Origin of the sequence: Streptomyces amakusaensis, from assembly GCF_039532665.1 — a bacterium.
In the GTDB taxonomy this organism is placed as follows: Bacteria; Actinomycetota; Actinomycetes; order Streptomycetales; family Streptomycetaceae; genus Streptomyces; species Streptomyces amakusaensis.
On record NZ_BAAASB010000028.1, the window covers coordinates 37,077 to 51,423 of the forward strand.

The 14,347-nt window shown below is 71.6% G+C and carries 10 protein-coding genes; 7 read left to right on the forward strand and 3 right to left on the reverse strand.

Annotation, left to right across the window (positions count from 1 at the left end; all coding sequences use genetic code 11):
• Positions 1-688: 688 nt before the first annotated feature.
• Entirely contained in the window at positions 689-1,792 is a 1,104-nt protein-coding gene (locus ABD371_RS32695) for a type III polyketide synthase (RefSeq protein WP_344485279.1), read from the forward strand.
• A 57-nt stretch (positions 1,793-1,849) separates the two neighbouring features.
• Here ABD371_RS32695 and ABD371_RS32700 read toward each other — a convergent pair whose 3' ends face one another.
• Positions 1,850-3,016: a serine hydrolase domain-containing protein gene (locus ABD371_RS32700; RefSeq protein ID WP_344485282.1), complete on the reverse strand. Its 1,167-nt coding sequence runs from the start codon at positions 3,014-3,016 to the stop codon at positions 1,850-1,852.
• Between the two features lie 281 nt (positions 3,017-3,297).
• Between ABD371_RS32700 and ABD371_RS32705 the strand changes: the two genes are divergently transcribed.
• A complete protein-coding gene (locus ABD371_RS32705) occupies positions 3,298-4,797 on the forward strand; it encodes a S41 family peptidase (protein WP_344485285.1) in 1,500 nt (499 codons plus the stop codon).
• Between the two features lie 201 nt (positions 4,798-4,998).
• Positions 4,999-5,661 carry a fasciclin domain-containing protein gene (locus ABD371_RS32710; protein ID WP_344485288.1) on the forward strand — a complete coding sequence of 221 codons (663 nt, stop codon included), beginning with the start codon at positions 4,999-5,001 and terminating at the stop codon, positions 5,659-5,661.
• Between the two features lie 101 nt (positions 5,662-5,762).
• Here ABD371_RS32710 and ABD371_RS32715 read toward each other — a convergent pair whose 3' ends face one another.
• The gene (locus ABD371_RS32715) at positions 5,763-6,635 is read right to left on the reverse strand and encodes a DUF4394 domain-containing protein (protein ID WP_344485291.1); all 873 of its coding nucleotides are present in this window, start codon (positions 6,633-6,635) and stop codon (positions 5,763-5,765) included.
• Positions 6,636-6,895: 260 nt separating this feature from the next.
• On the opposite strand from ABD371_RS32715, the gene ABD371_RS32720 reads away from it, so the two are divergent.
• Entirely contained in the window at positions 6,896-8,311 is a 1,416-nt protein-coding gene (locus ABD371_RS32720) for a cellulose binding domain-containing protein (protein WP_344485293.1), read from the forward strand.
• 123 nt (positions 8,312-8,434) lie between these two features.
• Positions 8,435-9,184: a PepSY domain-containing protein gene (locus ABD371_RS32725; protein WP_344485295.1), complete on the forward strand. Its 750-nt coding sequence runs from the start codon at positions 8,435-8,437 to the stop codon at positions 9,182-9,184.
• An 82-nt stretch (positions 9,185-9,266) separates the two neighbouring features.
• Here ABD371_RS32725 and ABD371_RS32730 read toward each other — a convergent pair whose 3' ends face one another.
• Positions 9,267-10,961: a VanW family protein gene (locus ABD371_RS32730; RefSeq protein ID WP_344485298.1), complete on the reverse strand. Its 1,695-nt coding sequence runs from the start codon at positions 10,959-10,961 to the stop codon at positions 9,267-9,269.
• A 369-nt stretch (positions 10,962-11,330) separates the two neighbouring features.
• Here ABD371_RS32730 and ABD371_RS32735 point away from each other — a divergent pair, with 369 nt between their 5' ends.
• Both ABD371_RS32735 and ABD371_RS32740 read left to right on the forward strand, forming a co-directional pair.
• On the forward strand, positions 11,331-12,800 hold the full coding sequence (locus ABD371_RS32735; protein ID WP_344485301.1) for a glycosyltransferase: 1,470 nt from the start codon (positions 11,331-11,333) through the stop codon (positions 12,798-12,800).
• Positions 12,797-14,299, forward strand: a complete 1,503-nt coding sequence (locus tag ABD371_RS32740) for a DUF6056 family protein (protein WP_344485303.1) — start codon at positions 12,797-12,799, stop codon at positions 14,297-14,299. Before ABD371_RS32735 ends, ABD371_RS32740 begins: the two co-directional genes overlap by 4 nt.
• Positions 14,300-14,347 lie beyond the last annotated feature (48 nt).

Below are 14,347 nucleotides of genomic sequence, written 5' to 3' on the forward strand. Positions count from 1 at the left end.
CTGAGCGAGAGAATGCCCGATTCCGAAGGCTGCGAGCCGGCACATGCGCAGACCGGTCATGACTCTGGCGCGATCCGCGGCCCTCTTCCCCGGGGGCGGTTGGCGCGTACGGCCGCTCTCCGAACATCCGGCCCCTCGGAGAGCCCCGCGGCGTGTGCGGGGGCCGAGAGCCGCAGACTGGCCGGAACCGAGGGCGGGGCGGACGGCGAGCGGCGGCGGCCCTCATCCTCGTACCCACGGCGCGAGACGGAAGAGCGCCTGCGGTTCCAAGGTGAAGTGGCACATCAGGCACGGTCTGCTGTGTTTTCTCATCCACTGACACCGATATTCACCATTTGGCCCGCTCGACAGAAAGCCCGCTCCGCACACCGAAGAGCCGGAACCACACCCCTTCGGGGGTGATTTGGAAGGCACGAGACGATCAGTTTGAGACATTCGTTGATCGTTCACCGAAGGTGATGATCCGCCCCCGGGGCCCGGCCGGGGCATGACACCGGGGCCGCGTCCGAAAGTTGATCTTGTCGCGAAACCGTCCGCGTACTCATGATTCCCCGTAAAGGTATTGACAGGCGCATGACTGTTCGAACAGTCGTGGGCCTGCGCTTGGAGTCACGTCGTGGGCCCGCCCCCTCCGGTCCCGCGATCCCCCCACACGCATCACGCCAAGCCCCTGGAAGGGAAGATCACCTTGTCAGCGACACACCCCCCGGCGCGCGGAACGAGCACGCATGTCGCGATCACCCGCCCCGCCGTCGTGGTACCCGAGCACGTGGTGACACAGGACGAGATTGTCACGGCGCTCGGCGAACTCTTCGCCGACGTCCCCCATGTCGAACGCGGACTGAGCCTGATACGCAGCACAACGGTGGAGACCCGGCGGCTGGTGGCCGGGCTCGAGGAGATCTTCTCCGAGCGCTCCTTCGGCGTCCGCAACGCGTCCTACGCGGAGGAGGTCGTCCGGCTCGGCTCGGAGGCCGCCCGGCAGGCGCTCGACGCGGCGGGCGTCGCGGCGGCGGAGGTGGACCACCTGGTGTTCGTCTCCTGCACGGGCTACTCACTGCCCGGACCCGACGCCTACATCGCCCAGGAGATCGGCTGCCGGCCGACGATGCGCCGGACGCCGATCCAGCAGCTGGGCTGCGCGGCCGGGGTGTCCGCCATGGCGGAGGCGTTCAACTTCCTTCAGGCCTACCCGGACGCGACCGTCCTCGCCGTCGCCGCCGAGCTGAGTTCCCTCTCGTTCCAGCCGGACGAGTCCACCCTGAGCGACTTCATCTCCAACGGGATCTTCGGCGACGGCGCGGCGGCGGCCGTGCTCCGCCGTGCCGACGCCGCCTCCACCGGATTCCATATGTGGGGTGCCAGACAGCATCTCCTCCCCGCGTCGCAGTCGGTGATAGCCGGGCAGACCACCGAGCGGGGGTTCCACTTCAAGACCGATCCGCGCGTCCGCAACACCGTGCCGAAGGTGATACCCGAAATAGAGTCCTTCCTCGCGGAGTTCGGCACAAAACCCGGTGACCTGGGCTTCTGTGTCTCCCACACGGGCGGCCCACTGATCATGGACGGTGTGGAGAAGGGACTCTCCCTTCCGGACGGCGCGCTGCGGCACAGCCGGGAGAGCATGGCGCGGATCGGCAACACGTCGAGCGTCTCCGTCTTCGACGTCCTCAGGCGTCACCATGACGAAGGATCGCCCGAGCACGCGTCGCCCGGCCTCGTCGTCGCGTTCGGCCCCGGCTTCACGACCGAGATGATCGTGGGCGCGTGGAACGAGGGAACCGGGGGGTGACGCAACACCGCCGGGGCGGGGGCGCGTCACGCGGCCCCGCCCCGGCGTCCGTTCGGCTCACGCGGTGGCCGAGGGGGCCGAGAGGGCCGGCTCGGGCCGGAGCAGCGCGGGGAAGCCGAAGCGCAGGCCGACGCGCTCCCCCTGGGCGTGCGCGTCGGTGCCGGTGACCGAGTAGACGACCGTGCGGGAGAGGTCCCGGGTGGCGACGAAGGCGGAGTTGTAGCCGGGGCGGGCCCCGGTCTTGCCCCAGGCCTCGACGCCGTCGATCATGAAGCGCTGCATTCCGGCGGTCCGGCTCGCGCCCGGGATGCCCGGCGGAACCGTGAACATCTCGCGCAGCTGCTTCCACGGCACGATCCTGCCGCGGAAGAGCGATGTCATCAGCCGTTCCAGATCGTCGACGGTCGAGATCATGTCGCCCGCCGCCCAGCGATCCGCCACATTCCACTCGGTCACATCCACCGGTGCCCCGCCGACCAGCTGATACCCCCGGTTGTGCGGGCCGCGCAGCCTCGGATCGTCGCCGGGGAACGAGGTGTGCCGCATTCCGGCCGGCCCGAGGACGTACCGGGCCGCCCCCTCCTCGTACGACCGTCCGGTCGCTTCCTCGACCAGCATGGCCAGGATCGTGTAGTTGACGTTCAGATAGTGCTGTTGAGTGCCGGGCCTGAACTCCGGTCCCTTCGCCACTCCGGAGGCCACCACCTCCCGCGGGTCGATGGTGTCGAAGCGGTGGGCGTACCGCTCCTCCCAGGATTCGCCGAAGCCGACGTCGCCCGCCCGGATGCCGCTGGTGTGGTTGAGCAACCGCCGTACGGATATGGGCTCGAAGGCCGGTGTCAGCAGATCCGGCAGATAGTGCGTCACCGGCCGGTCGAGGTCGATCGCGCCGTCGGCGGCGAGGCGCAGCACCAGGGCGGCCGTCACGACCTTGGTCACCGAGCCGGCGCGGAACCGGCCGTGGGCGAGGGCCGGGCCCGGCCGTCGGACGTCCCGCACCCCGGCGCTCCCCTCCCAGCGGCCGTCCCGCCCGCCGGCCCGTACCACCGCGCTCGTCGCGTCCCCGTCCGGGAGCCCGGCCAGCGCCGCCCGCAGCGCCTCGGCCTGCGGGTGTCCGCCGCCGGGTGCGCTCCCCCGCCGGGGCACGGCGGACACGGCGGACGCGGGTGCCGCGGAGACCGCGAGAGCGGCCGCGGCCGCCACGAGTACCGTTCGGCGGTTCATCGGATTGCCGTTCATCGAGAGAGCTGGCCCTTCTGCCGGGTGAGGCGGACAACCTCATCCTCACGCTCCCCCCGGCCGCCCCGAATCCTCATTGAGGAGGGCCTCGCCCCCGGCCGGAGTTCGGGGTCACCCCCGCCTCGGGCGCCCTGCGCCTCGGGGCTGCCCCTAGGGGTGCCAACTCGATCTGTACGGCTACTGGTTGATGCTTCGCGCACCGCTGGGAGGACGCGGCGGTCGCGCCGTGCCGGGGACGATGAGGGCCGACCGATCGAGGGAGAGACATGGTGACATCAGTGACGTCCGCCGGGCGCGGCGGGCCCGGACGCCGCAGATCCGGCCGCCGGGCCGGGCGGTGCGTGTTCGTGGCGGCGGGGACCGCTCTCGCGCTGGCCGGATCGGTGGGCACGGCCGCCGCCGCGCCGCCGGCCCCGGAGACCCGGTCGGCGGGCCGGGCGGGCGGCCCCGCCGACGGGGTGTGGGAGGTGGACGGCTACGGCATGAGCGTCGTGATCGCGGACGGTGTGCTGCGCGGCTGGGACACCACGGCCGTCAGCTGCCTCCCCGGCACGACCGCCCGTCAGACAGGCCGTCCGGGCCCCGGCGGCACGGTCCGGTTCGAGGTGGACGGCATCGTTCTGACCGTACGGCCCGGACCGGGCGACCGCGCGTCCCTGAGTCTGGACGCCGCGGTGGACACCCGGCGGATGCGCCGTGTCGACGCCCTGCCGGAGCGGTGCGGCCGGACGCCGGAGAAGGATCCGGTGGCCACGTTCGACGTCTTCTGGCAGACCTTCGAGGAGAACTACGCGTTCTTCGCCGCCCGGGGGGTCGACTGGGACGCGGCGCGGGCGAAGTACCGGCCCAGGGTCCACGCCGGGACGTCTCCCGGCGAACTGTTCGACATTCTCAGCGAGATGGTCACCCCGCTGCGGGACGGGCATGTCGCGCTGGCCGCGAACACCCCCGAGCTGACCCGCTTCTTCCAGACCGGCCGGCCGGGGACGGCCGATCCCAGCGAGGAGTACGACGACCGGATCAGGGAGTTCGTCGAGCGCCGCGATCTGGGCGGGAAGCCGCTGCGCGAGTACGCCAACGGCGCGATCGGCTACGCGGACCTGCCCGGCGGCATCGGCTATCTGCGGATCAGCCGCTTCCTCGCGTACACCGCCGGTCCCCCCGCGTACGCCGCCGACTCCCCCGAACTCGCCCGGGTCCTGGACCGGATCATCACCCGGGCGCGCACCTCGGGGCCGGGGGCATGGCGCGGGCTGATCGTGGACGTACGGGTCAACGCGGGCGGGTTCGACGGGCTCGGGCTCCAGATCGCGTCCCGGCTGACGGATCGTCCGTACGCGGCGTTCGCCAAGCAGGCGCGCAACGATCCGCACGACGACACGCGGTTCACCCGGCGGCAGACCCTGCGGGTGAAGCCGGCCGCGGGCGTGCCCCGGTACACCGGTCCGGTGGCGCTGCTCACCGGTGGGGCGACGGTCAGCGCCGGGGAGACCTTCACCCAGGCGCTGTCCGAGCGGCCCTCGCCCACGACCCGTATCGGGGAGAACACCCAGGGGGTCTTCTCCGACACCCTGGCGCGCTCGCTGCCCAACGGCTGGCAGTTCGGGCTCTCCAACGAGAAGTACACCAATCCTCGCGGGTTCTCCTTCGAGGGTCCGGGCATCCCTCCGCATCTGGCCACCCCGGTCTTCACCGATGAGGAGTTCGCCGCCGACCGCGACAGCGCCTTCGACCGGGCGGGGAAGCTGCTGGGCGGCCGGCCCTGACCGGGAGTGGGGGCGTCAACGCGGGGCCGGGCACCAGCTGATCGAGCGACGGACCCATCCGTCCGGGCGGTGGCTCCGAATACCGGGTGAAAGCAGGTTCCGCCCGTCCGGGATCCACGGCCCGAGAGGTCGGGGATCCCTCCGGCCCGTGCCGGGCGGGCGGTCCCGCCGTTGAGCCCGATCACCCTCATGGAGTCTTCGATGAATGCCCTTCGCTTCCGCCGTACCGCCGCAGCCGTGGCCGCCGCGGCCGTTCTGCCGTTCACCCTCGCGGCCTGCTCGGACTCGGGGAAGGACACGGCGGCCTCCGACTCCGCCGCCGAGTCCTCCTCGGACGACGCGGGGGCGCGGGAGTCCGAGGCCGCGGAGCAGGACGCCGCGGTGGCCGCGGACAAGCCGTTCGGGACGGCGTGCCAGTCCGTCCCGAAGGAGGGCTCCGGCTCGTTCGACGGCATGGCCAAGGACCCGGTCGCCACCGCCGCCTCGAACAACCCGGCGCTGTCCACCCTGGTCACGGCGGTCAAGAAGGCCGGGCTGGTGGACACCCTCAACAACGCCGAGGGCATCACCGTCTTCGCGCCCACCAACGACGCCTTCGCGAAGATCCCGAAGGCCGACCTGGACAAGGTCCTCGCCGACAAGGATCTGCTGACGAAGGTGCTCACCTACCACGTGGTGGGCGAGACCCTCGCGCCCGAGCAGCTGCGGAGCGGTTCCTTCGAGACGCTCCAGAAGGGGATGATCACCACGGCCGGCGCGGACGAGGCGTACACGGTGAACGAGAGCGCGAAGGTCGTCTGCGGCAATGTCACGACGGCCAACGCCACGGTCCACATCGTCGACACCGTCCTGATGCCCAAGTAGGCGCGCCCAGGGGCCCGGAGCCCCCGGGGCGGGGAGCCCGCAGAGCGCACCGGAGGCCGGTCACCGCGCGGTGACCGGCCTCCGGCGTGCGGGCTTTCGGCTCAGTGCTGGGCGAGCGGCAGGGCGATGTCGGTGACCTGGCGGCGGGCGGGGAAGGAGCCGAGGTCGCGTACGGCTCCGGTCAGGAGGCTGACCTCGTACAGACGGTGGGAGGCGCCGGTACGGAGGGTGGCGAAGCCGTGGTTGGCACCGTCCGCCGGGGAGAAGTGAATGTCGAATCCGGCGTCCGGGCCCGCGTCGGCGCCGAGGCCGCCGGTGGGGGCGAGGGAGCCGCTGTTGGCGGGTGACTGGAGGTCGACGCGGTCGGTCAGGGTGTCGAGGTCGAAGAGGGTGGTGGCCGTGGCGGTGTCGAGGTCGTTGTTGGTGTAGGCGGCGGCGGTGACGCCCTGGGCCGTGGCGGGCGGCACGGTGGGGTTGGTCAGCGGGCCGTCGACGACGGTACCCGGCGCGCCGGTGGCGTCGTCGATGTTGTGGCGGAGGTTCTGGCCGGTGTCGCTGATGACGCGCAGCCGGTTGGCCGCCGGGTTGAAGTCGACGCCGAACAGGGTGCCGGAGAGCGCGGCCGTGAGCTGGGAGACCTTCACGGCCGTGGCGTTGGCGGTGTCGAGGGTGTAGACACCGCCCTGGTCGCCGACTCCGTACAGCTTGAGGTTCTGGACCCGGAAGTCGATGCCGACGAGCTTGGTGTCGCCCGTGAGACCGCTGATCCGGCCCAGGGTCCTGGTCGCCGAGGGCTTGTCGACGGCGAACCGGACGAGCCGCTGGTCGGCCGTGAGCCCGAGCGCGCTGAGGGTTCTCGGCGCGGCGGCACCGCTCTGCGGAGCCGCGGGGGCTGCGTCGGGGCCGGTGAACGCGAGGGCGGGTGTGGTGAGGGCGGCCAGGCAGACGGCGGCCGTGGCGACGGACTTGCGCATTGACGGTGCTCCTTGCTGGGTGGATCGCCCGGGGCGGGCGATGTCCGCTCAGGGTTCGGAGCCGAGGGCCGACGGTATGGGTGGCAGATGCACATATCACTCTGTCGGCGCAGCGAGGCCGCCCGCACAGCGGCGCTTTCACATGTGCGTGCCTCTTACATACACCAGTTCGACAGGCCCCCTTTTCAGTACAGTCACGGACTGTCGCCGGGCGTCACCCGGGTGACAGCCCGTCTCAACCGTTCAGGAGAGGCAGCGCCATGAGAAGAACCCCCCACCACCGGCTGCGCACGGCGGCGGTCGCCGCTCTCGCCATGGCCCTCGGCACGGTCGGTCTCGCGACCCTCCCCACCGCGGCGAACGCCGCCGCGAAGTCCGCCACCGCGGGCGGCGGACTCACCGTCCAGTACCGCACCAGCGCGACCGGGGCCACCGCCTCCCAGACCGCGCCCTGGCTCAAGGTGCGCAATACCGGCGGCACCTCGGTGCCGCTGAGCGATGTGAGGATCCGTTACTACTTCAAGGCCGACTCGGCCGGTGCCGCCCACCGCTTCTCCTGCGACTGGGCGGTGAAGGGGTGCGCCCAGGTGACCGGCTCCTTCGGCACGCTCGCCCGGCCGACGGCGACCGCCGACCGCTATCTGGAGGTCGGTTTCACCGCCGGGGCGGGCTCTCTCGCCCCGGGCGCGGACAGCGGGGACATACAGCTGCGTTTCCACCGCTCGGACTGGCAGCAGCTGGTCCAGAGCGACGACCACTCCTTCGGAGCCGGGCAGACCTCGTACGGCGACTGGCCCAAGGTCACCGCGCAGCTGGCCGGGACCACCGTGTGGGGCACCGAGCCCGGCGGGGGGCCGGCCGAGCCGCCGCGCGCGGCGCTCTTCGACGACTTCGACTACACCGCGCACAACGATCCCCGGCTCGCGGCCAACGGCTGGACGCCGCGCACCTATTCGGGCGGCCCCGGCGTCCCGGGCGCGACCTGGTCGCCGCAGAACATCTCCTTCACCGCCACGGGCGGCGAGACCTTCATGAATCTGGAGACCTCCACCTCCGGGACTGCGGCGAGCACCCGCCAGGCGGAGATCTCCACCTCGGCGATGAAGTTCAAGAACGGCACCTACGCGGCCCGGGTCAGGTTCAGCGACGCGCCGAGGTCGGGGCCGGACGGCGACCATGTGGTGCAGACGTTCTTCGCCATCAACGACCTCAAGTCGCCGATGGCCGACGACTACTCGGAGTACGACTTCGAGTATCTGCCCAACGGCGGCTGGGGCGAGAGTGCCAACATCTTCTTCACCACCTCCTGGGAGACCTACGACCCGAACTCGGGGCAGAGCGTCAACCAGCACACGGTGGCCCGCAGCAGCCACGGCGGATGGCGCGACCTGGTGTTCACCATCGACGGCGATGACATCCGCTACTACGTGGACGGGCGGCTCTTCAGCACCCACAGCGCCGCCTATCTGCCCGAGCGCTCCATGGTCATCAGCTTCAACCAGTGGCTGACGGATCTGACGGGCCAGACCTCCACCGCGCCCCGGGCGTACGAGCAGCAGGTGGACTACGTCCTGCACATCAAGGACCGGGTCCTCACCCCCGCGCAGGTCGCGGCGGAGGTCGGGGCGTACCGCGCGGCGGGCCGGACGTTCGAGGACACCGTGACCGCCGGGTGATCCCGGCCGGGTGCCGCGCTCGTCGCGGGAGGAACGGAAGGAACGGGAGGAAACGGCGGCCGATCGGGTGGCTCGTGGCGGCAGCTCGGTAGGGGCGGCGGGCGAGGGGTTACCCGTGGCTGCATGAGCCCTGATTCGAGTCAGCCGCAAGCCCCCGCTCCGCGTCCTCTCCGTGCCCGTACCGCCGCGGCGGTCTGTGCCGTCGTCGGTTCCCTGCTGTCGGTCACCGCCTGCGGCAACGACAGCGGCTCGGTGACCTCGGCCGCCGAGGCGGGGCGGGAGGCCGGGGCGGCCCGGGCCACGCCCAGCACCCCGGCCGCAAGCGCGTCCCTGTCACGGGAGCGGGAGCAGCGGAAGGAGCTGGTCGCGTCCGCCCAGATCACCTGGGACAAGGCGGCGGACAAGGCGGTGGCGGAGGTTCCGCAGAGCAAGCTCGTCGATCTTGAGCTGGAGCGCACTCCGCAGCGTCCCAGCCCGCCGGAGACGGCCTCGCCCCGGCCCTCCAGGAGTCCGGGTGCGCCGCAGTGGGCGGCGACCGTCGCCCAGAAGGACGGCACGGCCCGCATCGTGATCATCGACGCCGTGACCGGGCAGGTCATCGAGTCGCGTGCGGAACAGGGTCAGGACTCGGGCGACAAGCAGCAGCTCGCCGGGCTGCTCGCGCAGGCGACCCAGACGCCTCAGCAGGCGGTCAAGACGGCCACGGACAAGCAGCCGGGCACCGTCACCGGGGTGCAGCTCGATGACGACGACAGCAACGACGTCGCCGTCTGGCAGGTCGAGGTGGCGAACACGGACGACTGGACCGAGGCCGACTTCGAGATCGACGCCGCCAAGGGCGACATCGTGTCGCAGCGGGTCGACCGGGACTGAACGGAGCGGAACGGACCGCGGCCGCCGTGCCTCCCCGTGGAGGCGCGGCGGCCGCGGTCCTCTGCCGGCCCTGTCCGGGTCGTCAGTCGCAGGTGACCTTGTCGCGCGGGGTGTAGCGGGTGTGGAACGGCTCCCGCTTCACTTCCTCGCCGCCGGAGTGGAAGACGCGTTCGACGGTGACGTCGAAGCCTTCCAGCGGGGTCTGCGGCTGGCACTCCTCCGACTTGCCGGGGCGGGTGCCGGGCTCCTTGACATTGGTGCGCGGCCCCTGCACCGCCTCCACCTTGTCGTACTTCTTGGTGCCGAGGAAGGTGATCGTCACCGACGAGTCGGTGGACTCGGCCAGGATGTAGATGGCGTTGCCGGAGTCGTTGGTGAACCTCAGATCGAGGCTGCCCCAGGCGACCGTCGCCTCACGGCCCTCCGGGTAGCGCTCGATGTAGAAGGAGTGCGCGCCGTACTCCACGGGCTTGACGCCGGCGAAGAAGACGGCGTTGAAGACGGTGGTGGCGACGGCCGAGACGCCGCCGCCGGCGGCCTTGGCGTACTGGTCGTTCAGGATGATGGTGCCGTCGACGAAGCCGTTCTCCTTGGTGCGCTCACCGACGGTGCGGTTGAAGCTCCAGGTCTCGTCGGGCATGACGACCGAGCCGTTGATCAGTTCCACGGCGCGGCCGATGTTCTTGGTGCGGTACTCGGCCGGTTCGAAGTCGACCGTGAAGGAGGACATCTTCTCCTTCAGGCCCAGCTCGTCCAGGTTCTCCCTGGTCACCTTGGGCTGGGTCAGCCGGGTGGCCACCTCGCCGGTGCGGGCCGCCGCGCCGTCCTTGGTGAGCAGGGGCAGCACCGCGTCGGTGACCGAGTCGGCGGTGACTTCCCGACCGGGCTCACCGGCGGTGACCGCTTCGACCCGGTTCCCGTCGAGCCGCAGCTCGGCCTCGACGGCCTCACCCGTGGCGGCGGCGAGGGGGGCGGCCACCGCCGGGTCCTCGGTGAGGGCCTTTCCGTCGAGCTTGGGCACCAGCCGGCCGGCGGCGTCGGGCCGCATCTTCAGATGCTCGCCGAGGACGGCGGGGGTGATCGTGATCCGCTTGCCGCCCGTGGTGAGCGTGACCGGTCCGGACATCGCCGGGCGGGCGAACTCGTACATGGCCCGCTCGGTCTCCGCCGCGCCGATCCTGGGGGCCTTCTCCCGGATCGGGAGGTTGGCGGGCGTGGGCTCGGCGGCGAGGTACGCGGAGTGCAGGACGCCGACGGAGGCGTCGACGTTCAGGGTCTGCCCATTGCGGGGCAGGACCGGCTTCGGCTCTCCGGCGACGAAGGAGATCGCTCCGTCGCGGACCTTGCGCTCATGCTTTTCGGCCAGCTTTTCGAGGGCGGTCCGGGTCTTGTCCTCGCCGAGCCGGAGCACGGGCTCGACGGCTCCCCCACCGGCTCCGAAGAGCCCGCCGATCACGGTGATCGGGTCGCTCCCGCCCCGGACCGCGCGGTCGGCGGTCGCTCCGGCGTCGAAGGCGAGACCGGCCGAGCGCGGGTCGACGGTGTCGGTACGGTCGCCGATCTTCACCGTCAGGGGCCCGGTGGCGCTCGTACCGAGGCGTTCGTCCAGCTTCCGCCGGGCCTCGGACTGGCTCAGGCCGCCTATGTCCACCCCGCGCACCGAGGTGTCCTCGGGTATCTCGTCGCCGGTCAGCAGCAGCCCGGCGAGGTAGAGGGCGCCGAAGCCGGCGACCACCACTCCGCTCGTCGCTGCCACAGGATGTATTCGGCGACGCATGAGACTCCCTGAGAACGACCCACATGAATCCGGCCAGAGGGTGATCCGACCAGAGCGGCAAGCCTGCGATACTACCATAGGTTGCTTAAATTGACCGTAAAGTGACAATACCCTCTTACTGTCACCAATGACCTGTTCTCCCGGGGCAGTTCGACCGCATCGGCGGCGCGAGGCGCAGCCGCTCCGGCACCGTCACCCATGGTCAATAACCATAACTTTCGGCAACCTCGCTCCGGCGTGAGCGTGCCGCCGCCGACGCCGTCGTCAGCAGCGGCGACTTCTCACCCCAACGGCGCACGCTCCCGCGTTTCGCGCCGCCGCCCGCGTCGGCGGCGCTGGAGAATGCCCGGGTGCGGGGATCCGGGAAGCGTGGAGCGGGAGACGGCGATGTGCGGCACCCGGCGAGAGATCTCCGTCGTCGTCCCCCGCCTCCCCGGGGCCGACGCCCTCACGGATTTCCACAGCACCCTCGTCAGAACGCTGGTCCGGACCCGGCGCGCCTTTGAGATCTGTTACGTGGACGACGGCAGCCGCGACGGCACCAGGGCCCGGCTGACCGCGCTCTGCGCCTCGGACCACCGGGTGCGCCACACCTCCTTCAGCCGCGCCTTCGGGAGGGAGGCCGCCCTGCTCGCGGGAGCGCGCATGGCGCGGGGCGAAGCGGTGATCCTCATGGACGCGGACCTGCGGCATCCGCCGGAACTCCTGCCCCGGCTGCTGGAGTTCCACCGGCTGGGATACGACCAGGTCGTCGCGCGGCTCGACCGGGGTGACGAAGGCCGTGTGCGGGCCGCCGTCCGTGCGTTCGGCCGCCGGGCGCTGGGGCGTCTCACGGGCGTCGGGGCCGTCGACGGACCGGGCGACTTCCGGCTGCTGTCCCGCCGCGCCGTGGACAGCGTGCTGTCGCTGCCCGAGAGCAACCGGTACTCCGAGGGGATCTTCTCCTGGATCGGATATCCGACCGTGAGTTTCTCCTACCGGAACACCCGTGGGCCGGTGCGGGGCGGCGGGAACACGCGCGGCAGCGCGCTCGGCCGGGGCGTCGAGGGCGTGATCTCCTTCAACAGCCGCCCGCTGCGGCTGGCCCTCCACACCGGCATCGCGCTCTTCCTGGCGGCGCTGGGGTACGCGGTCTGGGTCGTGCTCGACGCCCTGCTGCGCCAGGTCGCCGTACCCGGGCATCCGACCCTGCTGACCGCGGTGGTCGCGCTCGGCGGGATCCAGCTGGTCACGCTCGGCGTCATCGGTGAATACGTGGGCCGTATCCATCACGAGGCGAAGCACCGGCCCCACTATGTGGTGTACGAGACGGACGAGTCGCCGGCCGCCCCGCCGTGCCCCGACCCGCAGGACGTGCCCGACGCACCCGACGCACCCGCCGTGCGCGACTCGCCCGACTCGCCCGACTCGCCCGGCGCACGAACGGCCGACCCGACCGGAACGCCTCGCACCGTACGGCAGTTCGCCCTCTTCGCGGCGATCGGCTGTGTCAATACGGCCGTCTATCTGGCGGTCTATGTCTCGGCGCACCACTGGATCCCCTATCTGGCGGCGCATGTCCTGGGATACGCGGTCAGCGTTGTGGTGTCCTTCCTGCTCAACTCCTGGCTCACCTGCCGGACCAGGCCGACCTGGCGGGCCTTCGCCCGGTATCCGGCGTCCGGCGTGGCCGGTCTGGTGGGAGCGGGAATCCTGCTCCAGCTCGCGGTCGGCGTGCTGGGGATGGACAAGAACATCTCGGCCGTGGCCGCCGGAGTGCTGGTCACCCCGTTCTCCTTTCTGCTGGCCCGGTGGGCCATCACCTCCGGTGCGGTCGCGCCGTCCGGGCGACAGCGATGACGAACGAACGAAAGGCGGAATCGCCCATGGCCGTCGAGGCGTCGGAAGCAGCCCTCACCGGGCCGCCGCCCGCAAAGGACCGGACCGGCGGCGGTGGTGGACGGCGGACGGCTCTCTGGACCGCGGCGCTCACCGCGCCGCCCCTCGGGCTTCTCGCCGCGGCCGCCTGGTTCGGCCGGCATGTCCGGCCCGGCGCGGACGACTGGTGCTTCCTGCCGGCCGTGCGCGACGGCGGCGTCATCGGGATGGTCGAGAAGTTCTACCTCTGGGACAACGGGCGCGTCGCGAACGCCCTGCTGGTCGGGGCGTACGCCAAACCGGGGATCGCGGGACACCAGTGGTTCGCCGCCGTCAGCGGGCTTCTCATGTGGGGGATCCTGTGGGCGGTGACCGCGCTGGCCCTGCGGCGTACGGCCCTGCGGGTCCCGCGCGCGCTGCCGCTGCTCGTGGCGTCCATGGCGACCGCCGTCTTCCTGCTCGCCAGCCCCAATACGTACAAGACGTTCTACTGGCCCGCCTCGGCCGTCTCGCACACGGTGGCTCCGGTACTGGCGTGCGCCGCGGTCGTTCCGCTGCTGCTGGCCCGGTCCCGCGCGGGCCGGAGGGCCGCGACGGCCGCGGTGTTCCTGATGGGGTGCTTCCTGGCCACGCTCTCCGAGAACACCTGTGTCGTCGCCCTCACGGTCCTGAGCTGTGTGCTGCTGCTCGGCCGCCGGCTCGTCACCGGCGGGCGGTGCGCCGAGGTGCGCCGGTGGTGTCTCACGGGGATCGCGGGGATCGGCGTCGGGACCGTCCTCCTGCTCACCTCCCCCGGCTCCCAGAGCCGTCGTGAGCGGTACGGCGCGAACGCGTCCATGTTCGCGCCCGATTCGCTGCTCGGGGCGCTGCGCGCCTTCGGGCACGTTCTCGCCACCCTTCTGACCACGTGGGAGTATCTGGGCGCGGTCGCGGCCGGGATGCTGCTGGGCCTGCTGTGCCGAAGCGGCGGAGCGCGGCCCTCGTCGGTCGTGCTGGGGAACCGGCCGCTGCTCGCCGCCGCCGGGACGCTGACGTTCCTCGTCGCGGGCTATCTCTGCACGGTGGTCGCTTACCCCGTCTTCGGCGCGGGAACGGCGACGGTCTCGCGCGCCTGGAACGACTACCTCCTGCTCTTCGTCGCCCTGCTCGTCGGCGTCGGCGCGCTGCTCGGGCGTGCCGTGAGAGTCGCGTCCGGGCCGCTCACCGCGGTCTGCGCGGCGGTCTGCGCCGCCTGCTGTCTCGGGCTCGCCCTCCCCCTCGCCGGGCTCGGGACGGAGATGGCGGCCAGGGCCCGGGCCTTCGACCATCAGGACCAGTGGCTGCGCGCCCAGGCCGCGGGCGGGGCCCGGACGCTCCCGTACACACCGCTGTCGGTCGCCGCCATGGGTGAGCCGTTCGGCAAACACGGCAGCTGGCCCGCCGGGTGCGTCGCCGATTACTACCATGTCGACAAGGTCACTCACTCGACCCGGCTGCCCTGAGCGCTCCGCCGGGCGCGCGCCTGTGGCGTACGCCGGCGGGCGGCGGTC

Excerpts from the sequence above, each read along its gene's own strand:
- ABD371_RS32700 (WP_344485282.1), bottom strand. The coding sequence starts at position 3,016 with ATGAACCGCCGAACGGTACTCGTGGCGGCCGCGGCCGCTCTCGCGGTC.
- ABD371_RS32705 (WP_344485285.1), top strand. The coding sequence starts at position 3,298 with ATGGTGACATCAGTGACGTCCGCCGGGCGCGGCGGGCCCGGACGCCGC.
- ABD371_RS32710 (WP_344485288.1), top strand. The coding sequence starts at position 4,999 with ATGAATGCCCTTCGCTTCCGCCGTACCGCCGCAGCCGTGGCCGCCGCG.
- ABD371_RS32715 (WP_344485291.1), bottom strand. The coding sequence starts at position 6,635 with ATGCGCAAGTCCGTCGCCACGGCCGCCGTCTGCCTGGCCGCCCTCACC.
- ABD371_RS32720 (WP_344485293.1), top strand. The coding sequence starts at position 6,896 with ATGAGAAGAACCCCCCACCACCGGCTGCGCACGGCGGCGGTCGCCGCT.
- ABD371_RS32725 (WP_344485295.1), top strand. The coding sequence starts at position 8,435 with ATGAGCCCTGATTCGAGTCAGCCGCAAGCCCCCGCTCCGCGTCCTCTC.
- ABD371_RS32730 (WP_344485298.1), bottom strand. The coding sequence starts at position 10,961 with ATGCGTCGCCGAATACATCCTGTGGCAGCGACGAGCGGAGTGGTGGTC.
- ABD371_RS32740 (WP_344485303.1), top strand. The coding sequence starts at position 12,797 with ATGACGAACGAACGAAAGGCGGAATCGCCCATGGCCGTCGAGGCGTCG.